This is a genomic window from Micromonospora sp. LOL_025, assembly GCF_048060285.1.
Classification (GTDB): Bacteria; Actinomycetota; Actinomycetes; order Mycobacteriales; family Micromonosporaceae; genus Micromonospora.
The window spans coordinates 89,354-112,269 of sequence record NZ_JBHMIR010000011.1 but is presented as its reverse complement, the minus strand read 5'-3'; the positions used below and the strand labels follow the sequence as shown (position 1 = coordinate 112,269).

At 73.7% G+C, this 22,916-nt stretch carries 17 protein-coding genes; 7 read left to right on the top strand and 10 right to left on the bottom strand.

The window, feature by feature from the left end; all coding sequences use genetic code 11:
- Positions 1-247 precede the first annotated feature (247 nt).
- Entirely contained in the window at positions 248-826 is a 579-nt protein-coding gene (locus ACFHW0_RS16610; RefSeq protein ID WP_416608610.1) for a hypothetical protein, read from the top strand.
- A gap of 320 nt (positions 827-1,146) precedes the next feature.
- Here ACFHW0_RS16610 and ACFHW0_RS16605 read toward each other — a convergent pair whose 3' ends face one another.
- The 7 genes from ACFHW0_RS16605 to ssd form a co-directional block, all read right to left on the bottom strand.
- A complete protein-coding gene (locus ACFHW0_RS16605) occupies positions 1,147-1,542 on the bottom strand; it encodes an Rv3654c family TadE-like protein (protein ID WP_416608608.1) in 396 nt (131 codons plus the stop codon).
- A gap of 131 nt (positions 1,543-1,673) precedes the next feature.
- Entirely contained in the window at positions 1,674-2,102 is a 429-nt protein-coding gene (locus ACFHW0_RS16600) for a TadE family type IV pilus minor pilin (RefSeq protein WP_416608606.1), read from the bottom strand.
- Positions 2,099-2,266 (bottom strand): DUF4244 domain-containing protein, encoded by a 168-nt coding sequence (locus ACFHW0_RS16595; protein WP_076470820.1) that lies wholly within the window; start codon positions 2,264-2,266, stop codon positions 2,099-2,101. The genes ACFHW0_RS16600 and ACFHW0_RS16595 overlap by 4 nt, the downstream gene beginning before the upstream one ends.
- Positions 2,267-2,290: 24 nt before the next feature.
- Positions 2,291-3,058 carry a type II secretion system F family protein gene (locus tag ACFHW0_RS16590; protein WP_416608759.1) on the bottom strand — a complete coding sequence of 256 codons (768 nt, stop codon included), beginning with the start codon at positions 3,056-3,058 and terminating at the stop codon, positions 2,291-2,293.
- A 20-nt stretch (positions 3,059-3,078) separates the two neighbouring features.
- Entirely contained in the window at positions 3,079-4,461 is a 1,383-nt protein-coding gene (locus tag ACFHW0_RS16585; protein ID WP_416608604.1) for a hypothetical protein, read from the bottom strand.
- On the bottom strand, positions 4,458-5,669 hold the full coding sequence (locus tag ACFHW0_RS16580; RefSeq protein WP_416608602.1) for a TadA family conjugal transfer-associated ATPase: 1,212 nt from the start codon (positions 5,667-5,669) through the stop codon (positions 4,458-4,460). Before ACFHW0_RS16580 ends, ACFHW0_RS16585 begins: the two co-directional genes overlap by 4 nt.
- Entirely contained in the window at positions 5,666-6,769 is a 1,104-nt protein-coding gene (ssd, locus tag ACFHW0_RS16575) for a septum site-determining protein Ssd (RefSeq protein ID WP_416608601.1), read from the bottom strand. The genes ACFHW0_RS16580 and ssd overlap by 4 nt, the downstream gene beginning before the upstream one ends.
- A gap of 243 nt (positions 6,770-7,012) precedes the next feature.
- On the opposite strand from ssd, the gene ACFHW0_RS16570 reads away from it, so the two are divergent.
- Together ACFHW0_RS16570 and ACFHW0_RS16565 are read left to right on the top strand one after the other, a co-directional pair.
- Positions 7,013-7,393 (top strand): VOC family protein, encoded by a 381-nt coding sequence (locus ACFHW0_RS16570; RefSeq protein ID WP_416608600.1) that lies wholly within the window; start codon positions 7,013-7,015, stop codon positions 7,391-7,393.
- 1,122 nt (positions 7,394-8,515) lie between these two features.
- Positions 8,516-9,322, top strand: a complete 807-nt coding sequence (locus ACFHW0_RS16565) for an HAD family hydrolase (RefSeq protein ID WP_121397056.1) — start codon at positions 8,516-8,518, stop codon at positions 9,320-9,322.
- A gap of 48 nt (positions 9,323-9,370) precedes the next feature.
- On the opposite strand, the gene ACFHW0_RS16560 is transcribed toward ACFHW0_RS16565, so the two are convergent.
- Positions 9,371-10,117 carry an oxidoreductase gene (locus tag ACFHW0_RS16560; protein ID WP_416608598.1) on the bottom strand — a complete coding sequence of 249 codons (747 nt, stop codon included), beginning with the start codon at positions 10,115-10,117 and terminating at the stop codon, positions 9,371-9,373.
- A gap of 255 nt (positions 10,118-10,372) precedes the next feature.
- Here ACFHW0_RS16560 and acs point away from each other — a divergent pair, with 255 nt between their 5' ends.
- From acs to ACFHW0_RS16540, 4 genes are all read left to right on the top strand, one after another.
- Positions 10,373-12,337: an acetate--CoA ligase gene (acs, locus tag ACFHW0_RS16555; RefSeq protein ID WP_416608596.1), complete on the top strand. Its 1,965-nt coding sequence runs from the start codon at positions 10,373-10,375 to the stop codon at positions 12,335-12,337.
- A 269-nt stretch (positions 12,338-12,606) separates the two neighbouring features.
- Positions 12,607-15,396: an immune inhibitor A domain-containing protein gene (locus ACFHW0_RS16550; RefSeq protein WP_416608594.1), complete on the top strand. Its 2,790-nt coding sequence runs from the start codon at positions 12,607-12,609 to the stop codon at positions 15,394-15,396.
- A gap of 401 nt (positions 15,397-15,797) precedes the next feature.
- Complete coding sequence (locus ACFHW0_RS16545) at positions 15,798-18,194, top strand: immune inhibitor A domain-containing protein (RefSeq protein ID WP_416608757.1); 2,397 nt, start codon at positions 15,798-15,800, stop codon at positions 18,192-18,194.
- Between the two features lie 275 nt (positions 18,195-18,469).
- Positions 18,470-19,402, top strand: coding sequence for an alpha/beta hydrolase (locus tag ACFHW0_RS16540; RefSeq protein WP_334606450.1), 933 nt, complete (start codon positions 18,470-18,472; stop codon positions 19,400-19,402).
- A 1-nt stretch (position 19,403) separates the two neighbouring features.
- On the opposite strand, the gene ACFHW0_RS16535 is transcribed toward ACFHW0_RS16540, so the two are convergent.
- Both ACFHW0_RS16535 and ACFHW0_RS16530 read right to left on the bottom strand, forming a co-directional pair.
- Complete coding sequence (locus ACFHW0_RS16535; RefSeq protein ID WP_416608592.1) at positions 19,404-19,769, bottom strand: hypothetical protein; 366 nt, start codon at positions 19,767-19,769, stop codon at positions 19,404-19,406.
- The gene (locus ACFHW0_RS16530; RefSeq protein WP_416608590.1) at positions 19,766-22,816 is read right to left on the bottom strand and encodes an SseB family protein; all 3,051 of its coding nucleotides are present in this window, start codon (positions 22,814-22,816) and stop codon (positions 19,766-19,768) included. The genes ACFHW0_RS16535 and ACFHW0_RS16530 overlap by 4 nt, the downstream gene beginning before the upstream one ends.
- Positions 22,817-22,916: the final 100 nt, after the last annotated feature.

Sequence of the window (22,916 nt, the reverse complement as noted above, 5' to 3'; positions counted from 1 at the left end):
GCGCGAAGGGATCGGCCACGGCGGGGTCGCGGGGCGCGGCGGGGTCGCCGGTCGGACGGCGCCGCCGGGGCCGGCGCGGTAGCAGGGTCGGGCAGCGCGGCAGGGTCCGGACGGGGTGGCGGGCCGGCCGGAACCGCCGCGTTCTGGCAGGTCGGGCCGCGTAGCCTGCGGGGAGGGACGCGTGACCTGTCGGCGGCGGCACGGATGGAGCTGTGCGACACTCCGGCGACCCCTCGAAGGAGAATTTATGCAACTCGACAACTTGCAGGCCCAGCAGCAGTTCCACATCCGGCAGCGGCTCCGGATGATGGTCAACCAGTACGAGGTCCACGCCGTGGCACCGGACGGCTCCGAAGGTGGCCTGCTGGCGTTCGCCCAGCAGAAGCGGCTCGCCTTCAAGGAGCAGGTGACGATCTACACCGACGACTCGAAGCAGCAGCCCCTGCTCGGGTTCAAGGCCCGCCAGCGCCTCGACATCGGTGCCACGTACGACGTGACCGACCACGCCGGCAACCCGATCGGCCTGTTCCGCAAGGACTTCGCCCAGTCCCTGCTGCGGTCCACCTGGCACGTCGAGCAGGCCGGCCTGCCGCAGGTCACCGGCCAGGAGCGCAGCATGCCGGTGGCGCTGCTGCGCCGGTTCGTCGACTCGCTGTCCTGGCTGCCCTACCACTTCGACTTCGTCGCCGGCGGTCAGCCGGTCTTCTCCGTCATCAAGCAGTGGGGTCTGCGCGACCGGTACGTCGTCCAGATCCATCACCCGCAGGTCGACCGCCGCCTCGTGATCGCGATGGCCGTCGCCCTCGACGCTCTTCAGGGACGCTGATCCGCCCGGGTCGGGGTGCCGGCTTCCGTCACCCCGGCCCGGTCGCGTACGGCGCGGCCCGGTGCCGCCCGGCCCGGCACCACGCCGCTCGACACCCGGTTCCCGCAGCGCCTCGCCGCCACTGGCGGCCTGGCCGTGCCACTGCCGCCACCCGGGAGGCTTCGCCTGATCTGGTGAAGCTGCCGACGTCCCGGTGACGACGTCGACCGCCGCCGGCAACGGCGGAGAACGCGAACGTCTCCCGGAACTACTCGTGTCCGGCCGGGCTGGTGGAGGTAATTTCGGGCGGGCGGTCCCGATCGAGCTGCGCCGCCTGTCGTTCAGCCGCGGAGCGGGCCGGCGCGGGCGCTGGCCGCCGCGACCCGCGCCAGGCCGGGCAGCGGGGTGACGGCCACCTCGGCGGTCACCAGGACGTCGAGTCCGTCGAGTCGACAGGCGAGCAGCCGACCACCGTTGGCGGCGGTGATCTCGGCGGCCCGGCCGCAGGCCGCCGACTCGCCCAGGAGGGCCCGGGCCGCACCGGCCAGCGCGCCGAGGTCCGCCGCCACCCGGGCCTGCTGCCGGGCCGCCCGGGCCGCGCCGACGGCGGCACCGAACAACCCGACCATGACGAACGCCAGCCCCACGGCGAGCAGGCAGACGGTCGCCCCACCACGCTCCCCCGTCTGCCCCACCGCGTCCCCCCGCACCTCCACCCCGCTCCCCCGCACTGCCACCGCGCCACCGCCCCGCCGGTCAGCGCCGCCGCCCTGTTGGTCAGCGCCACCGCCCCGTTGGTCAGCGCCACCGCCGCCCCGCCAGTCACGGCCACCGCCGCACTGCCGGTCGACGCCCCTGATCCGCCCGTTCACGGTCCGCCCTCCGACGGCTCGACGCCCGGGGTCGCGGGCTCCGCGACACCGGGCCCCAGGGGGTCCGTCCCCACGACGCCGGGTTCCACCGCCGCAACCGCCCTCGCGGTCACGGAGATCCGGGGCAGCCGGGAGCCGAGTGCGCGTACGGGCGCCCGGACGGTGGCGACGACCTGCTGGCCGTCGACGGTGACGGTCACCTCCGCTCCCGGCGGGGCCGCCCGGCTGGCCTCGGCCGCCCCGTCGGCGCCCCGGGAGGCGGCCAGCGCCGCCTCCCGGGCCGCGTGCAGGCAACCCGCCCTTGTGCCGACGGCGTTGACCGCCGACAGCCCGGCGAGCAGGAGCAGCAGGAGCGCCGGCAGGCCGGCCGCCAGTTCGGCGGTGAAGGAACCCCGGTCACGGCCAACCGACCGGCGCTCGGTCACTTGAGCGCCCGGTCGATGACGGCGGTCAACGCGGACTGCACGTTGCCCGAGGTCAGCACCTTCAGCAGGATCCCGGCGAAGGCGACCGCGGCCAGGGTGCCGACGGCGTACTCGGCGGTGTTCATTCCGGCGTCCCCGCGCAGGCGGGCGAGCAGTTTACGCATTTCCTTGTCCTTTCTTGACGATGGTCAGAGCACGTCGCCGAGGACGGCGACGATCACCGGCACCAGGCCGGCGAGAATGAAGGCCGGCAGGAAGCAGAGCCCCAACGGCAGGACGATGAGCACGCCGGCGCGGCGGGCGGCCGCTTCCGCGGCCGTGGACCGGTCTGCGCGAAGGTCGTCGGCGAGTCGGGTCAGCGCGCCGGCCAGCGCGGCTCCGCTGTTGGCGCTGCGAAGCACGGCGGCCGTCAGCCGCTCGGCCCCCGGCACCGCCGCGAGCGGAGCCCACGCCTCCTCGGGGCCCCCGCCGAGCCGCAGCAACCGGCCGACCCGGGCGAGCCGGTCGGCGAGTGGCCCGTCGAGCGCCCCGGCCACGGCCAGGATCGACCTGTCCACGGGCGCCCCCGCCCGCATCGCCGCCGCCAGCAGGTCGGCGGCCAGCGGAAGATCGGCCGCCTCACGCAGCCGCCGGTTCCGCACGGCCGGCGGCTCGATCCGACGAAGCAGCCGGTCGAGCAGCAGCGCCGTCGGCACGGCCGCCACCGCCCCGGGCCAGCCGCCGACGATGACGGCCACGGCCACACCGCCCAGACCGGCGGCGACTCGAATGGCGTCCGGCCGCCACCGAGGACGGACCTCGTCGGTCATGTCGTCGTCCGGACCGACCGGCCGACGGGGCGAGGCGGCCGGGTGCACGCCGACCGGCGCCCTGCGCAGCGCGCGCAGCCGGCGCAGGGGCCGCCGGCCCGCCGCGAGCATCGCGACGAGCAGGCCCGCCGCGGCCACGAAGCCCATTGCCAGCGCCGTCCGAGGCATCAGTTCACCCGTCCCGGCGACGCACCGAGCCGCTCGGCCCAGAACAGTCCCGCGACCTGGAGCGCGATGGCGACGACCGCGCACGCACCACCGACGGGGGTGTGCAGCAGCACCGCCACCGGGTCGACGCCGATGCCGTAGCCGAGCCCGATGCCGCCGAGCGGCAGGGCGGCGAGCAGTAGAGCGGTGGCCCGGGCCCCGGCCGCCTGGGCCTCCGCCGCGGCCAGTCCACGGTCGGCCGAGCGGGCGTCCGCCTCGATCCGCTCCAGCAGCTCCGCCAGCGGCGCGCCCGTCTGGTCGGCGAGGCGTACGGCCGCGCGGGCCAGTCGGTCCAGCCGCCCCGCGCCGCCCCGCTCGTCGCGGGCCCCCGCGTCGCCGTGGCCCCGGCTTCCGGCTGCTGCCGACCCGTCTTGTCGCCCCGGGGATCCGCGGTCGGTCCCCGGCGGGCCGGGGGTGAGGCGCTCGGCGGCGACCGGTACCGGTAGGCCGGCCCGCAGATCCGCGGCCAGCCCGCAGAGCTGGTCCAGCCGGTGCCGCCGGGCCCGGACGGCGTACCGGCCGTCGTTGCGTCGGAGCAGCGCGCGAGCGGCCAGCGTGCCGTAGGCGCCGACGGCCACCGCCGCGACCGGACCGGCCAGCAGCAGGCCAACTCCGGTGCCGGCCGACGCGGCGAGCAGCAGGGTGCGCCTGGGGGACGCCGCCAGTACGTCCGGCCGGAGCCACCTCGGTCGCCGGCCTCCGCCGGGGGGCGGATCGGTCACCGTGCCGGGCCGACGCGCCTGGGCAGCCGCCGGGGCGGGCGGTCCGCCGGGGCGCCGGGCGTCCCGCCGAGCGGGCGGCCGGACCCGACCGGGGTCTCCGCCCCCGCGCGGCGCGTCCCGGTAGTCCAGGTGGCGCACGGGTCGGGCCGGGCCCGTGGGTCGCGTCAGTCGTGGGTCACCGTCTCCTCCTCGTGCAGCGCCAGGGTCGTCTCCGGCCGGCCAGGGCCAGGACGACCGGTCGACCACGTCCCGCGACGCCCACCGAGCCCCGCCCTCCGGCACGCGCCCACGCCCGGGAGTACCGCTGGCCGGGGCGTCCGGACCGGTCGGCGGCTGCCGGCGGCGAACCCGGGACTCGTCGCGTGGGTCGCGGCGGTCGACGGCCTGCGGGCGAGGAACGCCGCCGGCGATGCGCGCCGCGGCGCCGTCCGCGTCCTGACCGGGTGTCCGGCGCAGCTCGGTGATCCAGGCGACGAGCGGGTCCTCCGCGCCGGCACGCGCGCTCCCGCCGACGCCGGCGGCCAGCACGCCCCGCCGGCTCCGGCCACCACGCACCGCCCCGGCCACCAGCACCGCCGCCAGGACGGAGAGCAGTGCCACCAGCGCGTACGGGGCGGTCACCTGGGCCCCGCCGATCCGGGCCACGGCTCGGTCAGGACCGGCGGCACTGGTACGGCCCGCTCCCGCAGCAGCTCGGCGAGCGCCGGTGCGGCGAGGTCGGGCCCACGCCCGCGTACCCAGGCGGGAACCGCCGTGACCAGCCGGTCCGGGCCCTCCGGCAGGAGCAGGCAGACCGATTCCAGTACGCGCCCCTCGGTGTTCCGGCGCACCTGGAGCAGCACCTGGAGTGCGGCGGCCACCTGGGCGTGGAGCGCGGGACGGGGCAGCCCGCCGAGCATCCCGAGGGCCTCCAGCCGCGCCGGCACGTCCGACGGGGCGTTGGCGTGCAGGGTGCCGGCGCCTCCGTCGTGGCCGGTGTTCAGGGCGGCGAGCAGGTCGACCACCTCCCCGCCCCGGCACTCGCCGACCACCAGCCGGTCGGGCCGCATCCGCAGGGCCTGCCGCACCAGGTCGGTCAGCCCGACGGCACCGGAGCCCTCCACGTTTGCCGTCCTCGCCTGCAACCCGACGACGTGCGGGTGCCGGGGATGCAGCTCGGCCGCGTCCTCCACCAGCACGATCCGTTCGGTGGCGGGGACCAGTCCGAGCAGCGTGTTGAGCAGCGTCGTCTTGCCGGATCCGGTGCCGCCCGTCACCAGGTACGCCAGCCGGGCCGCCACCACGGCGGAGAGCACCGGCGCCACCGGCCGGGGCACCGTCCCCCGGCTCACCAGCTCGTCCAGGGTGAAGGGCCGCTGCCGGAAGGTGCGCAGGGACAGGTAGGGCCCGTCGGTCGCCACCGGCGGCAGCACGGCGTGGAGGCGGGTGCCGTCGGGAAGCCGGGCGTCCGCGTACGGGGAGCCGTCGTCGAGCCGCCGGCCGGCGCTGGCGGTGAGCCGCTGCGCGAGCCGGCGTACGTCGTCCACCGTGCCGAGCGGCACCGCGACCTGGTGCAGGCCCCGCCCCCGGTCGACCCAGACCCGGACGCCGTTGACGAGCACGTCGGTGACCTCCGGGTCGGCCAGCAGCGGGGCGAGCGGACCGGCTCCCACCAGGTCGTCGTGCACCTGGTCGGCCATCCGCAGCACGGCGGTGTCGCCGAGGACGGCGGAGGTGGGCTCCGCCCGTACGGCCGACACGATCGCCGCGGGGGTGACCGGGGCCGCGGCGGCCGCGATGCGCTGTCGCACCCGGGCGGCCAGGGTCTCGCCCTCGGACGGCCCGGTCATGCCGCACCCGCCGCCGGTGCGCCGGTCAGCTCGGCGACGATCCGCTGGCAGAGTGTCGCCAGCGGGCCCCGGCCGTGCGCGGCCGGGGCCTCGCCCCGCTCCAACCCACGAGCCAGCGCCGGTTCCGGGCGCAGCGTGCCGGCCAGCGGCAGCCCGAGCGCCCGGGCCACCTCCGCCGCTCCGAGGCGGCCCGGTGCCGGACCGCGCACGATCACCGACATCGCGGCGCAGTGCGGGGCGGCCGCCGCCACCACGCGGGCCGCCGCGGCGGTGGCCCGCAGCTCCGCCGGGACCACCACGTAGACCTGGTCCGCCGCCTGCAGCGCGGTCACGGCCGCGTCGTCCAGCTGTCGGGGCAGGTCCACCACCACGAAGTCCCGGCCCCGCCGGGCGGCGTCGACGGTCGCCGCCATGGCCTCGGCGGGAAGGGCGAGCAGGTCGCCCCGGTCCCAGGAGAGGACCACCAGGTCGCCCCGGCTCGGCAGGGCCCGCACCAGCGCCGGCGCGTCCACCCGACCGTCGGCACCGGTCAGCGCCGGCCAGCGCAGCCCCTCCAACTGCTCCCAGCCGAGCACCAGGTCGAGCCCGCCGCCGAGCGGGTCGGCGTCGACGAGCAGGGTGCGTAGCCGGGCCCGGGCGGCGGTGACGGCGAGCCCGCCCGCCAGGATGCTCGCCCCGGCGCCGCCGCGCCCTCCCAGGACTGCGACGATCCGAGCGCCGCCCCGCTCGACGCCCTCCGGCCCGCACTCGGCGAACCGGTCGACCAGCCAGGGCTCGGCGGCCGGGAGCGTCGCCACGTGCTCCGCGCCGATCAGTTCGGCGACCTGCCAGCCGGGATCGAGCTCCCCGGACCGCCCGACCAGCACCATCCGGGGCCGCTGCGGCAGCCGCGCCCGCAGGCAGGGCTGGGCCTGGTCGGCGCCAACCAGCACCAGCGGGGCCGGCAGCCAGCGGGTGCGGGCCGCGGCGGGGTCGGCGGCCAGTTCCACCTCGACGCCGCCCGCCGCGGCGAGCCGGAGCAGGTCGTCGAGCAGGTCGCCGTCCGAGGTGACGAGCAGCGGCAGGGGCCGGTGCGGCGGGACGGAGGTACGGGGTGGCATCGCGGCCTCCAGCGGTCGGGCTCGGGGTTGCTGACCCGAGACCCTGCTCCGACGCCAGCCGGAACGTCGCCCCGTCCCCACAGCCTGTGGACAACCGCGCGCCCTGTGGACAACGCCCGCCGAGCGAGTCGATCTGCTATGGCCGCCGGCGGGCCGCACGCGCCTCCAGCTCCGGAATCACCCGGCTACCGCCACGGCGGCGAGGGCTCCGCGCGGACCGTACGGATCGATAGTCTGCGCTGCATGCATCGCAGTCGCGTGTACGCCGTCCTGATCGACACCCCTCGTGCGGAGGCTGCCCGGGCCGTGGCCTTCTGGTCGGGAGCCCTGGGTGTCCCAACCGAGTCCGACCCGTCGTATCCGCAGTTCATCAACCTGCACGACGCCCTGCCCGGGCTCGTCATCGCCGTGCAGGAGGTCGACGACGAGCCCCGCTTCCACCTCGACTTCGAGACCGACGACGTCGAGGCCGAGACCGCTCGCCTGCTCGCCCTCGGCGCCACGCAGGTCGCGCAGTGGCAGGAGTGCCGGGTGCTGCGCGTACCCGGTGGGCATCTGGTCTGCGTGCTGCCGGTGGAGAGCCGGCCTGAGGTCTTCGATGCCGAGGCCAGAACCTGGCCGTGACACCTGTGTCGGCGCGTCGAGAGCCGCTCGGGCGAGCCGGTCAGTCGACGCAGGTGCCGGGCTTGGTTGGTTCACGGGATCGGCCCGCGTCGACGCTCCGCTGACTTCCCGCCGCCTCGACGCCTGACGCCTCGTACACAAGCTGCGGGCGCTTCGTCTGGCGGCGTGCCTCGTATCGGCCTCGGGCGTCTGTCCGCGCTCGGCGTCCGGAGCCGTCCACGTCCGGCCCTGCTGCTGTCACTGTGGCTGTCGACAGCCACCCACGCCGCGCCCGTACACGAAGATCAGGCTGGTTGGCGGTTTTAGGATCCTGTAGTGACGCACCCCCGCCTTCGTAGGTTGTCGGCTGTCGTTGGCTGGGCGCTCTACCTCGCAGCGGGCATCGGGCTGTGGCTGCATTGGGGTCTCGCAGCCTGGCTCCTCACGGGCGCAGGGATGCTCGCCATCCAGTGGTCCTACGGTTTCGGCCGGCGCGAGTCCTCCCGCATGGCGGGCGTGGAGGGGGACGACGATGGGCAGGAAACAGAAGTAGTCAGAGCCGCGGAGAAGGTTCTGAGGTGGTACCCGAAGTGGTGGTAGGTCAGAGGCGGCGTGTCCGGCTGCCCTCGCCGGCGCGCTCCGGGCTGCTCGGGTCAACGACGCTCAATCGTTATACGCACACCCCGGACGGCGTAGTCGTCCGGGGTCGGCGGCCTTCGACGGTTCTGCCTCGGGCGGAGGATCCACCCTCCGGAGAGCGGCCTCCACGGGACGGAGACGACCTATGACCTGGGTAGAAGCGCTCCCGCAGGAAAGGGACGACCCCCGTCGGGGGGAGACGGGGGTCGTCGAAGGTTCGGCTCCGGGGGGGTCGAGCCGAACCCACTCAGCGGTCACGGGGGGTGCAACCGCCGAGGGTCTGCCTGTTGTACGAGATGTGAACACTCGTCGCATCAACAAGTCTGCCTGAGCGAACCTGTATACGTCGAGTGGTGTTGCCTCCACTCCCTGCGAAATAATGTTCGCAGAGTGTGACCATCATCACGATGAGCGAGGGTGGCGGAGGGCCGGCCCGCAGGTCCGAGGGGTCGCCGGGCCCCGGGCACCCGCCGACCATAGACCATCCGGCTAGACTTTCGCGCCGTGGGCCGAAGTGCCGCTTTCTTCGATCTGGACAAGACCGTCATCGCCAAGTCGAGCGCCCTGGCGTTCGGTCGGCCGTTCTACCGGGACGGTCTGATCACCCGGCGTGACGTGGTCAAGTCGGCGTACGCGCAGCTGATGTTCCGGCTGGGCGGCACCGACGAGCAGACCATGGCCAGGACCAGGGACTACCTCGCCGCGCTCTGCAAGGGCTGGCAGGTGGAGCAGGTCCGCCAGATCGTCGCGGAGACGCTGCACGAGCTGATCAATCCGTACGTGTACGCCGAGGCCGCCGCCCTGATCGAGGAGCACCAGGCCGCCGGCCGGGACGTCGTCCTGGTCTCCGCCTCCGGCGAGGAGATGGTCCGGCCGATCGGCGTGCTGCTCGGGGTCACCGACGTGATCGCCACCCGGATGGGCGTGGTGGACGGCCGCTACAGCGGCGAGGTCGAGTTCTACGCGGCCGGCCCGAGCAAGGTCGACGCGGTCGGCGAGCTGGCCGCCGAGCGCGGCTACGACCTGGCCGACTCGTACGCCTACTCCGACTCGTACAGCGACCGTCCGCTGCTGGAGTGCGTCGGCCATCCCTCGGTGGTCAACCCGGACCGGCAGCTGCGCAGGCTCGCGGTCGAGAACTCCTGGCCGGTGCTGGAGTTCCGGCACCCGATCCCACTGGGGCGGCGGCTGCGCGAGCGCCCGGCCGTTCCGGTCGCCGCCGCGGCGCTCGGAGTGGGCGTGGGAGTCGCCATCGGCATCGCCTGGTACGGCCGCCACCGCCGCACCCGCACCGCCCCCGCGCCCGCCTGAGCCCGCGAGACGACCGGCTGCCTGAGCCGGCCGCCAGGCGTCGGCCGCTCAGGCCGCCGCGAGGACCTCGTCGCCGATCGTGGTGACCTGGTCGGCGCCGACCTCCACCGCCGCCATGTAGTGGCGCAGCCAGGAGCGCAGCCCGTCCGGGGTGCCGGTGGCGAAGGCGCCGGCCGAGCCGACGTACTCCGGCTCGCGCTCGTGGTGACCCACGTCCACGGCGAGCAGGCCGCGCGGGTCCAGCCCGCTGGACAGCAGCACCAGGCGGGCGGCGCCCCTGGCCACCACCCCGGACGGCCCGGCGAAGGGGCGCAGGTTCAGCAGTTCGCCGTGGACGACCGCGGCCAGCACCAGCGGCGAGACCTTCGTGCCGCCGGTGACGAGCCCCGCCAGCCCGTCCAGCCGGGCGGCGACGACCGGGTCGGCCACCGGCCGGCCCAGCTCGGCCTCGCCGACGACGTCGCGGGCGGCGAGCACGTGCAGCCTGGCCAGCGCCTGCCGGGGCGCCTTCGGCCAGAGCTCGGACAGCCCCGGCAGCGCCCCGGCGACCCGCAGCGCGCCCTGCACCACCGGCTCGGTCACCGTCCCGGCGCGCACGGCCTCGCGCTCGCGGGCGTACCCCTCCAGGGCGGCGCTGGCCACCGCGGAGCGGAGGCTGACCTCGGCCGCGACCTGGCCGCCGTGCCGGCGCAGCGCGCGGTGCCCCAGGGCCCGGTCGAACCGCTCGCGGGCCCGCTCCACGGCGGGGGCGACGTCGGCGAGCGCGAGCAGCGGGGCGAGCGGGTCAGCGGTCACCCCGTCACGCTATCGACTGCCCGGCGCGGGCCGCCGACGAGCCGCCTGGAAGCGACCACCGCCACCCCGCGATCCGTCGGCCGGCGGGCCCGCCCGGACAAATGGCGTCGACCCGGCGGCCCGCGTCGCCGTCCGGCGCGCGGTGGAGGCCGCTCGGCGCGCGTCGGCCGGACCGGCGGTCGCCCGTGCCGGCCGCCCCGACTAACCTCGTGCCCTAGAGAGACGCAGGTCACCCGAGCGACGAGGGAGCACGGCATGAGCGAGGCATTGGCCAATCTGCTGAACGAGACGCGCCAGTTCCCGCCGCCGGCCGAACTCGCCGCGAACGCCAACGTCACCGCCGACGCGTACGCGGACGCGGACGCCGACCGGTTGGCGTTCTGGGAGCGGCAGGCCGGGCGGCTGACCTGGGCGCGGCAGTGGGACCAGGTGCTCGACTGGTCGAAGCCGCCGTTCGCGAAGTGGTTCGTCGGCGGGCAGCTCAACGTGGCGTACAACTGCCTGGACCGGCACGTCGAGGCCGGACTGGGCGACAAGGTCGCCATCCACTGGGAGGGCGAGCCGGGCGACACCCGGACCATCACGTACGCCGACCTGCACCGGTTGACCTGCCAGGCGGCGAACGCGCTCACCGACCTGGGCGTCACCGCCGGCGACCGGGTGGCGATCTACCTGCCGATGGTCCCGGAGGCGGCGGTCGCGATGCTGGCCTGCGCGCGGATCGGCGCCACGCACAGCGTGGTCTTCGGCGGCTTCTCCGCCGACGCGCTGACCAACCGGATCCAGGATGCCAGCGCGAAGGTGGTGATCACCGCCGACGGCGGCTACCGCCGGGGCAAGCCGTCGGCGCTGAAGCCGACCGTGGACGAGGCGGTGGCGAACTGCCCGTCGATCGAGCACGTGCTGGTGGTGCGCCGCACCGGCGAGGAGGTGGCCTGGTCGGGCAAGGACCGCTGGTGGCACGAGACGGTCGAGACCGCTTCGGCCGAGCACACCGCACAGCCGTTCGACGCCGAGCACCCGCTGTTCATCCTCTACACCAGCGGCACCACGGCCCGCCCGAAGGGCATCCTGCACACCACCGGCGGCTACCTGACCCAGACGTCGTACACGACGCACGCGGTCTTCGACCTGAAGCCGGAGACCGACGTCTACTGGTGCACCGCCGACATCGGCTGGGTGACCGGGCACTCCTACATCGTCTACGGTCCGCTCTCCAACGGCGCCACCCAGGTGATGTACGAGGGCACCCCGGACACCCCGCACAAGGGACGGTTCTGGGAGATCGTCGACAAGTACAAGGTCAGCATCCTCTACACCGCCCCGACGCTCATCCGCACGATGATGAAGTGGGGCGAGGACATCCCCGCCGGCTACGACCTGTCCTCGCTGCGGCTGCTGGGCAGCGTGGGTGAGCCGATCAACCCCGAGGCGTGGATGTGGTACCGGCAGCACGTCGGCGGGGGTGCGCTGCCCATCGTGGACACCTGGTGGCAGACCGAGACCGGGGCGATCATGGTCTCGCCGCTGCCGGGCGTGACGGCGACCAAGCCCGGCTCCGCGATGACGCCGCTGCCCGGCATCGTCGCCGACGTGGTCGACGACCAGGGCCAGTCGGTGCCGAACGGCGGCGGTGGCTACCTGGTGCTGCGTGAGCCGTGGCCGTCGATGCTGCGCACCATCTGGGGCGACGACAACCGGTTCATCGAGACGTACTGGTCGCGGTTCGAGGGCATGTACTTCGCCGGGGACGGGGCGAAGAAGGACGACGACGGGCACGTCTGGCTGCTCGGCCGCGTCGACGACGTGATGCTGGTGTCCGGGCACAACATCTCCACCACCGAGGTGGAGTCCGCGCTGGTCTCCCACCCGGCGGTGGCCGAGGCGGCGGTGGTCGGCGCGACCGACCCGACCACCGGGCAGGCCATCGTCGCGTTCGCCATCCCGCGCGGCACCACGGACATCGCCGGCGACGCCGGCGAGAAGCTCATCGCCGAGCTGCGCAACCACGTGGCGAAGACGCTCGGCCCGATCGCCAAGCCCCGGCAGATCATGCTGGTGCCGGAGCTGCCGAAGACCCGCTCGGGCAAGATCATGCGCCGGCTGCTGCGCGACGTGGCGGAGAACCGCTCGCTCGGCGACGTCACCACGCTCCAGGATTCGTCCGTGATGGACCTGATCTCGTCCGGCATGGGCGGCGGCAAGTCCGACGAGGACTGACGCGAGGCGTACGCCCCGATGGGTGGCGGTCCCACGCGGACCGTCACCCATCGTCGTTTCTTACGGGTGTGCGACCGGCCGGATGCGAACTGTCACATCGGTCGGTCGGGTGAGCCGGGTGAAGCTGAACGGACACAGGCGGACGTCGACCCCTGTCGTTCCCCTGTTTTCTGATTTAGGTTCACGCACGTCGGGTCGGTTCGATGGACGTCACATCGATGGAGGGCCGACCGACTTCCTCCTCCCCCATGCCCGAGAAACGGAGCGGCATGAACAAAAACCCGCAATCCGGGTCGCGCCGACGCCTGCTCGTCGCGCTGCCCGCCATCGCCCTCGCCGCCACGTCACTGACCGTGACCGGTGGCGCGGCGGCGGCGGAGCCCGGCCCCGCCCGAGCCACGATCGGGGCGGACGAGCACTACATCAACTACGCCGAGCCCGCCGTCCAGCCGGACAGCGGCGGCCGCGAGGTCAAGGGCAAGGGCGGCGTCTACGCCCCGGCGGTCGAGGACGCGCGCGCGTACGACCGCAAGTTCGCCCGCGGCAACCCGGTCGCCGCCGAGCAGCTCGCGAAGCACGAGGCCAAGGCGATGAAGACGGGCAAGAGCCCGCGGCAGATCAAGAAGGCCCCGAGCACCCAGACCGCCAAGCTGCTGACCCTGCTCGTGGAGTTCAACGACCAGGCCAACGACGACTTCACCGGCGTCATGGTGCCCAGGACGGTCTTCGAGGACCGGACCTGCGTCCCCGGCACCGTGCAGAACGGGCCCAGGCACAACAACATCCCGAACCCGGCGAACCTGCCGCACGAGGACAACAACTCGATGTGGGTGCCGGACTTCTCGCCGAGCCACTACGACAAGATGCTCTATTCGAAGCGGGGCATCACCGAGCGGGTCCGCAAGGACCTCAAGGGCCCGGACGGCAGGCAGGGCATCGACCTGACCGGCCGCACGATGCACAACATGTACCTGGAGATGTCCAAGGGCGCGTACACGGTCGACGGGCAGGCCAGCCCGTGGATCACCGTTCCGCACTCCGAGGGCTGGTACGCGGCCTCGCGCTGCTTCCAGGACGAGAACGGCAACTGGGTCCCCGGCCGCCAGCAGTCGATGAACGGCCACCCGGACAACCCGCAGGGCGCGGGCCGGCTCGCCACCGACGCGATCGACGCCCTCGCGAAGATGGACCCCAGCTTCCCGTGGGCCGACTACGACATCGAGGACCAGGGCGACCGCGACGGTGACGGCAACCTCTTCGAGCCGGACGGCGTGATCGACCACCTGGTGCTGGTGCACGCCGGGCAGGGCAAGTCCCGCGGCGGCGGCGCCGAGGGCACGTACGCCGTCTGGGCGCACTCGTCGACGGTGACCGGCGGCTACACCATCCCCGGCACCAACCTCCAGGTCTCGAACTACATCGTGCAGCCGGAGGACGCCGGCGTCGGCGTCTTCGCCCACGAGTTCGGTCACGACCTGGGCCTGCCGGACCTCTACGACACCTCCGGCAACGCCGACTCCGACGTCGACTTCTGGGACCTGATGGCCTCGGGCTCGCACTCGGGCGAGATCTTCCAGGCGCTGCCGACGCACATGGGCCTGTGGGACAAGTGGGTGCTCGGCTGGGCCGACCCGCTGACCTTCGCCCCGGGCTCGGACCCGCGTGCCGTGCAGCTCGGCCAGACCTCGCGGACCCCGCGCGGCACCCAGGACGGCATCAAGATCGACCTGCCGGACAAGGTGATCACGCTGGCCACGCCGCACAGCGGCGCGAACATGTGGTACTCGGGCGCCGACCAGGACTGGGCGGACGTCAAGATCACCCGCCAGGTGGCCGTGCCGGCGGCGGCCGACGCGAAGTTCTGGATGTGGAACAACTTCGTCATCGAGGCCGACTGGGACTACGGCTTCGTCGAGCTCTCCACCGACGGCGGCACCACCTGGACCGAGCAGAAGGTCTACGACGCGGCCGGCAACCTCGTCACCACGAACGACGGCTACGCCGACCCGAACGGCCGGATGGTGGATTTCGGCAACAAGAAGTACGGCCTGACCGGCGACACGCACGGCTGGCGGCACGACTACGTCGACCTGTCGGCGTACGCCGGGCAGAACGTGCAGGTCCGGCTCCGCTACGCCACCGACGAGGCGTTCGCCGAGCGCGGCTGGTTCGCCGACGACTTCTCGGTGACCGGCGGCGGCACCACCACGTGGAGCGACGACGTCGAGGGCGGGGCCAACGGCTGGACGGCGACCGGCGGCAGCTTCGTCGACACCACCGGCCAGGGCTGGCACATCGACACCGGCACCTCGACCCAGTCGCACTACTACCTGGCCGAGTGGCGCAACTTCGACGGCTTCGACAAGGGCCTGAAGTACACCTACGACACGATCTACTCGCGCGACGCGTGGAAGGTCGACCGGGTCGCCTACAACGCCCCGGGCATGCTGGTCTGGTACCGGGACACCGCGCTGGGCGACGTCAACCACACCACGGCGCAGATGACCGCGCTGCCCAGCTACGGCGCCAAGGGTGGTCTGCTGATCGTCGACTCGCACTTCGACCCGTACCGCCGCAAGGGCGAGGCGGCCGTCAAGGACCCGTCGGTGCTGGACAACCTGCCCAGCCGCCCGCAGTCCGCGAACGCGGCCTTCTCGCTGAACCCCACGTACCCCTTCACGGAGTGCCTGGAGGCGGCGGACGAGCCGTACAGCGAGTACTGCACGAGCTTCGGCCGGCAGGCGCCGGTGCGGGGCTTCACCGACGCGAAGGGCTGGTACCCGGGCATCGAGATGCGCGACGGCTCGCCGTACGCGCGGGACAACGACGCCTCCGTGGTCATCCCGTCGAAGGGCAACGCGCCGTACACGACCCGGGTCACCAACCCGGACGGTACGCCGGCGACGTCCTACTACGGGGTCAGCCTGGGCAGCGGCATCGTGCTGGGCAGCGGGAACCCCGGCGACCAGGGCGTGTCCTACGGCGTCACCATCACCATCAAGCGCACCGCGCGGGACAACTCGTACGCCACGGTGTACGTCACCCCCGCGAGGAACTGACCGAGGGTCGGCAGAGCGGTGAGAGGCGGGGCCCGTCCGGGAGCACAGTGCTCTCCGGGCGGGCCCCGCCCGCCGGAAATGACGATCGGGCACTCGTGGGGCCGGTGGCGGTGACGTCACCGGCCCCACTTTTCGCGTACGCGATCACGCCTATCGAGAACTGTCTCTTTCTTCTCCGGGGTGACCGTTCGCGCTGCTCACGCCGTGGATGAACGGCCGGGATGTGACGGTGAAAAGCATTCCCAACAAAAGTTTGCAACAAATCGACGCACGCATCTTCCCACCGGTCACACGAGTGTCTATGTTCACCATTGGTCCCACTAGTGGGACCGGTAGCACCGGCCCGAACCCCCGTTGGGCCGGTTCCCTCACACCGGAGGTACCACGTGCGCAAAGTCGCAGTGGGTCTGCTCGGGCTTTCGCTGACGGCGACGGGACTGGCGTTCGGTTCGTCCGCCACCGCCGCGCCGCAGCCGAAGTTGCCGACGGCCGCTCCGTCGGTCGCCGAGCCAGCCCATGTCGACCACGACCTGCCGAACCCGCTGGAGGACAAGCGTCGCGCCCTGCGCCAGGAGGGCCTGAGCGACGTCCTCTCCGGCCGGGCCAAGCCGCAGAAGGTCAACGGCAGCACGGTCGTCAAGGTCGGCAAGACCCAGGCCGAGGGGGCTGCCGCCCGCTCGACCCGGGCCAACGCCGCCACCCAGACGGAGGACCAGTACGTCGAGCTCTCCCGGGAGAAGACGGACCGGATCTTCGTCATCCTCGCCGAGTTCGGCAACGAGCGGCACCCGAGCTACCCGGACCAGGACACCGACCCGGACACCGCGGGTCCGACCCGGTTCGACGGGCCGCTGCACAACGAGATCCCGCAGCCCAACCGGGCGGTGGACAACTCCACGGTGTGGCAGGCGGACTACAACGCCGACTACTACCGCAAGCTCTACTTCGGCACCAACCCCGGTGACGAGTCGGTGAAGCAGTACTACGAGGCCCAGTCCTCGGGTCGCTACAGCGTCGACGGCAAGGTCACCGACTGGGTGAAGGTGAAGTACAACGAGGCCCGCTACGGCCGCTCCGGCGGCTACCCGTGCGCCTCGAACGTCTGCACCAACACCTGGGCGCTGGTCCGCGACGCCGCCAACCAGTGGGTCGCCGACCAGAAGGCCGCCGGCCGCACCGACGCCCAGATCGCCGCCGACCTGTCGGCGATGGACCAGTGGGACCGGTACGACCACGACAGCGACGCCAACTTCAACGAGCCGGACGGCTACATCGACCACTTCCAGATCGTCCACTCCGGTGGCGACGAGGCCGACGGTGACCCGCACCAGGGCGAGGACGCCATCTGGAGCCACCGCTGGTACGCCTTCGCGTCCGACCAGGGCTCGACCGGCCCGGTCGCCAACCCGGCCGGCGGCACCCAGATCGGCAACACGGGCATCTGGATCGGCGACTACACCATCCAGCCGGAGAACGGTGGCCGGAGCGTCTTCTACCACGAGTACGGCCACGACCTCGGTCTGCCGGACGACTACAACGTCACCAGTGGTGGGGACAACAACAACGAGCACTGGACCCTGATGGCCCAGAGCCGGCTCGGCGCCAAGAACGACGCCGGCATCGGCGACCGTGGCGGCGACCTCGGCGCGTGGAACAAGCTCCAGCTCGGCTGGCTCGACTACGAGGTGGTCGTCGCGGGGCAGAAGCGGACCATGACCCTCGGCCCGCAGGAGTACAACAGCGACGAGGCGCAGGCCGTCGTCGTGGTGCTCCCGAAGCGTGACTACACGTTCGAGCACGGCGCGCCCTTCGAGGGCACCAAGCAGTTCTTCTCCGGCAACGCGGACGACCTCAACAGCACGATGACCCGGACCCTGGACTTCACCGGGAAGTCGTCGGCGTCCCTGTCGATGAAGGGCCGCTACAACATCGAGGCCGACTACGACTACCTGTTCTTCGAGGCGTCGCTGGACGGCGGCCAGTCCTGGGTGACCCTGCCCGGCACGGCCAACGGCCAGCCGCTGAAGGAGATCTCGGCCGGTCGCTACGCGCTGGACGGCAGCAGCGGCGGCGAGTGGGTCGACGTCAACATCCCCATGGACGTGGCGGCGGGCAAGGTCGCGCAGTTCCGGCTGCGCTACCAGACCGACGGCGGCGTCTCCGAGGGTGGCTTCTACGGTGACGCGATCACCGTGACGGCCGACGGCCAGACCGTCCTCTCCGACGGCGCCGAGACCGGCGCCGCGGGCTGGACGCTCGCCGGTGGCTTCGAGACCGCCGAGAAGAGCTACACCAAGGCGTACGACAACTACTACATCGCGGGCACCCGGCAGTACATCTCGTACGACAAGTACCTGAAGACCGGCCCGTACTTCTTCGGCTACTCGAACACCCGCCCGGACTACGTGGACCACTACGCGTACCAGGAGGGTCTGCTGATCTCCTACTGGAACACCCGGTGGGCGGACAACGACACGTTCGTGCACCCGGGTGAGGGTCGCAACCTGATCATCGACGCGCACCCGCGGCCGATCTACAACCTGACCGGCCAGCCCTGGCGGGCCCGCGTCCAGGTCTACGACGCGCCGTTCAGCCTGAAGAAGGCCGACTCGTTCACGCTGCACCTCAACAGCCAGCCGCAGTACATCCGTGGCCAGGCCGCGCAGCCGCTGTTCGACGACACCCAGCAGTACTGGTTCCCGGAGCTGCCGAACCACGGCGTCAAGCTCCCGGCCACCGGCACCAAGATCAAGGTCCTGGAGAAGGACGGCGTCTACACCAAGATCCGTATCTCCTGATCCACTGATCACGCACCACCCGCACCACGCGATGCCCGGGCAGGTCACCTGCCCGGGCATCGCCCTTTTCCACCGACCCACCGACCCACCGACCCATCGACCACCGGCCCGGCGGCCCGGCAGCCCGGTGGGACGGCAGCCCGGCCGTCTCACCGCCACGGCGGCCCGGCGGCCTCACCGCCGCCGACCGGGTCGGGGCGCCCCGTCGAGCGATCCCGACCACGCCGTGGGTCGGCGTCGGGGGCGACCAGCGTCGGGGTCCTAGGCTGTCTGCCATGACCGAGCAGCGCGGCGGACCCGTCGACGAATCCTGCGTCCTCACCGAGGGGCCGTGGACGCACCGGTTCGTCGGCGCCAACGGCAGCCGCTTCCACGTGGTGGAGGCCGGCACCGGACCGATGGTGCTCTTCCTGCACGGCTTCCCCGAGCACTGGTGGGCCTGGCACGAGATGCTGCCGGCGATCGCCGACGCCGGCTTCCGGGCCGTGGCGGTCGACCTGCGCGGCTACGGCGCCAGCGACAAGCCGCCCCGGGGGTACGACGGCTACACCCTCGCGGCCGACGTCGCCGGGCTGATCCGGGCCCTCGGCGAGCGCTCCGCCACGGTGGTGGGCACGGGCGTCGGCGGCATGATCGCGTGGACGGTGGCCTCGTTCCACCCGTCCCTGGTCCGCCGGCTGGTGGTGCTCGGCGCCCCCCACCCGCTCCGGCTCCGCGCCGCCATCTTCGCCGACCCGCGCGGGCAGTTCGCCGCCGCCACGCCCACCCTCAAGTTCCAGCTCCCCCGCTACGAGCACGTCCTGACCCGCGACGACGCGGCGGCCGTGGAGGAGATGCTGCGCCGCTGGGGTGGGCCGCGCTGGGTCGACGGACCGGGCTTCGAGGCGTACGCCCAGCGGTGCCGGGAGGCCATGCGCATCCCGCAGGCGGCGTTCTGCGCCCTGGAGGGCTACCGCTGGGCGTTCCGCTCGGTGCTCCGGCTGCACGGTTACCGCTTCGTCCGGCTGATGCAGAAGCCGCTCATCACGCCGACCCTCCAGCTGCACGGCGCGCTGGACGAGGCCTCCCTGCCGCGTACCGCCCAGGGCTCCGGCCGGTACGTGGTGGCGCCCTACGAGTGGCGGCTCCTGGACGGCGTCGGGCACTTCCCGCACGTGGAGGCCGGCGACCTGGTGCTGGGCGAGGTCCTGCGCTGGGCGAAGTCCTGACTCAGACCCGCTGCTCGCGCAGGTCGGCGACCTCGGCGGCGGGCGCCCAGCCCTGGTAGACGCCGAAGTCGAAGACCTCCAGCCCCATCGCCCGGGCCACCGGCCAGCGTCCGCCCGTGTACTCCACCCGTAGCCAGCCGTCGTGCTCGCCGAGGACGATGAACGGCTGCCCCTGCCAGGTGCAGACGGTCCGCACGTACGCCAGGTCGTCGATCTCGGTGGCCGGCAGCACCCGAACGTACCGGCCGGGGCGGATCTCCTCGAAACCCTCGCCCGGCTCCGGCTGGTAGAGCCGGACGTCGTCGCCGTCCGGGCTCGCCTGGTATTCCCGGCCCTGCCAGCGGACCACGTAACCGTCGCGCGTCACTGCTCACCGACCTGTCGCCACCGCAGCGCGTCCGTGTCGAGGATGGCGACCACCCGTTCGGTGCCGTCCGCGCCGATCCGCCACAGCTGCGCGCCGTGCGGCAGCCGGGCGCTGTCCACCTTGAACTCCGCCACCACGTCGCTGCTCTCGCCCGGCGCGAACCCGTTGCCCCGGAACGGCGGGCGCTCGATGACCCAGCCCTCCATGGCCCGCATGGCGGCCTCGTTCTGCCCGCCGTACGGGATCCGGTAGAGGCTCGGCCGGTGCGCGGGCCAGCGCAGCACGTAGATCTCGCCGGCGTCCCGGGCGAAGGGGGAGTCCGGGTAGGCCAGGCCGAGCGCGTCGTGCAGCTGGGCCGGGGTGTTGAGGTGGGCCAGCTCGCCGGCCCGGTGCACGAAGCCGGAGACCCGGTCGTAGCCCCGCTCCAGGTAGTACGCGAGCTGGCTGGGGGCGACCGCCTTCTGCATCACGATCGGGCGCGCCGGGTCGGGTGCGGGTGGGGCGTAGCGGGGGCGGCTGACCGGTTCCTCGGCGGCGGCCGGCTCGGCCTCGGCCCCGGTGTCGTCGCCGAGTCCCACCTCCGCCGCCCAGTTGGCCAGCCCGACGATCTGCTCGCCGGGCAGCTTCGCCCCGACCGGGGTGCCCGGGTTGACCGCGAACGACCAGGACTCGTCCGGCCAGCGGCGGATCAACTGGACGAACTTCACCTCGATGGTCTCGACCGTCGCGTCGGTGTGGTCGGCGAGCCGCTCCGGCGAGGTGTGCACCACGACGAACGTCTCGCCGTCGAGTTGCTCCGTACGCCAGACGAAGCCGGGCTCGCCGGGCCGGCTGCCCGGCGCGGAGTCGGCCGCGACCGGCAACAGCACGCGGGCCAGCAGCAGGGTGGACAGGAACGTGTCGGTGCTGCCGGCGCCGGCGGCGTCGAGCAGGTTCTCCTCGACCTCGTTGGCCGGCTCGAAGCCGACCGGCCCGGGACCCGCGCCCGGCGACCCGTCTCCGGCCCCGGTCAGGGGCGCGGTCACCGGCTCGTCGGCGACCGACTGACCGGGGTCCTCAGCCGGTCCGACACCGGGAACGCCGGCGTCGGTCGCGGCCCCCTGCCGGGCGGCCCCGTCCGTCGTCGGTGCGGGCGCGGCGACGCTGGTCGGCACCGTCGGATCCCCGGACCACGCGCCGGCGGGCGGCCCGGATCCGAGGGACACGGTCGCGTCCCCGGGCCACACCGCCTCGGCAGGCGGCTCGGGATCGAGGGACACGGTCGGATCCAGAGACACGGTCGCGTCGCCCGACGACACGACCGGCTGCGTCCGGTCCAGGGACACCGTCGGATCCAGAGACACCGTCGCATCGCCCGACCCCGACGACACGACCGGCTGCGTCCGATCGAGAGACACCGTCGGATCCAGAGACACGGTCGGATCCAGAGACGCGGTGGCGTCGCCGGACCACGACGGGGCGGCGGACCGCACGGTGTCGGCGGGCGACGACGGGTGGGCGGGCGCGGTCGGTGCCGGATCGGCCGTGGCGGCGGTCACCGGTTCCCGGCGGCGCCGGACCGGCTCGAACAGCGAGACGGTCTCCTCGGCGGGCGGGGCCGGCACGGGGGCAGGCGGTCCGGTGAGGTCTCGCGACTCGATGACGGTGCCCTCGATGACGATCGGCGTGAAGCCGCGCCGGGGGGCGGGCGGTCCGGACACCGGCTCCGCCTCCGCGACCGGCTCGGGCCCGACCGGTTCCGGGGTGGGCTGCCGGCGGGGCAGCGCCTGGGTGACGTCCTCGGCCGGTTCCGCTCGGCCTCCGCCGTACGCCGGAGGCGGCGGCCCGGACCCCGGGGCGGGGGGCCGGAGGTCGCGGGTGGCGTCCTCGTCGGGCCCGCGCGGCGGCAACACCTGCGTGGCCTCGCCCCCGGGCACCGTGAAGTCGTGGGTCGGCTCGGCGGCCGGCACCGTGAAGGCGTGCGTCGGTTCCGCGGCGGGCACCGCGAAGGCCCGGGTCGGCTCGCCGGCCGGCGCCGTGAAGGCGTGGGTGGGTTCCGCTTCGGTCGGGGCGCTCGGGATCGGGCGGGTCGGCTCCTCCGGTACCGGCTCTGCGAGCGGCCGGCGGCGGGGGAACGGCTGGCTGCCGGGTGCGAGGCGGGACGGCGGAGCCGCCCGCTCGCCCGAGCGCAACGCCTCCTGCCGGTAGGCGGCCGCGCGACCGGAGGCCGGCTCGAAGAACGACCGGTTCGGCCGCTCCGGGGCCTCCCCCGCCGGGCGACCGTTCATCGACGGCGAGGGGTGGGCGTCGGGCGTCGGCAGGCCCCTCGGGCGCTCGGTGAGCGGCGCGGGACGCGGCGGAAGCCGGTCCGGGGCCGCCACGGCGTCGAACCGGTCGGGTCCGCCGGCCGTCGGGTCGCCACGCCGCGGGTCCAGGTGCTCCGCCGGGAACGTGGGCGGGACGGGCGGGTGGGCCGAGCCGGGTCGGGCGGGTGCGGGGATCCTGCCGGTGACCGGCGCGGCCGTGGACTCGGGCCGGAGCGTGCCGTCGGGCCGGGCCACACGGGTGGTCGGCCCGGTCTCCGGCCCGCCCGGCGCGTCCTGGCCGGCGGCCTGGGCCCGCGCCCGGGCGGCCGTCTCCACGCGTTCCAGCCGGGCCCGCGCGCCCATGGTGCGGCCGGGCAGCCGGACGTCGCCCCGGGAGAGCTGGGCGACGAACCAGGCCGGCAGGTAGCCCTCGATGGGCAGCCCGGGATTCACCGCCAGCCACCACTCGTGGTTGGGCCAGCCGTCGGACAGATCGGCGTACGAGATGCGCCGGACGGCGCCGCCGTGCTCCCCGAGACAGGCGCGCACCGCCGCTCCGGAGGTGAACGCCAACACGTGGGTGCGGCCGCCGGTGGTCCAGGTGCCCCAGCCCACCGGCGCCGTCCCCGCGAGCGCCTCGGCGGAGACCGGCAGCAGCAGTTCGCTCCGGGCCAGGACGCGGAAGTAGAGCTGTTGGTCGCTGGCGCGCAGCGCGTCCCGCATCGCCGCTTCGGCGTCGGTGGCCGGCTCCCACTCGGTCACGGCCACCCCTCCTCCCGCGAACAGGCCATAGGTATCGCGTACAACCTACAAGGTAGAAGCAAGATCACAATCGCTGGCCGGCGGCGGTCCGCCGGTGCCG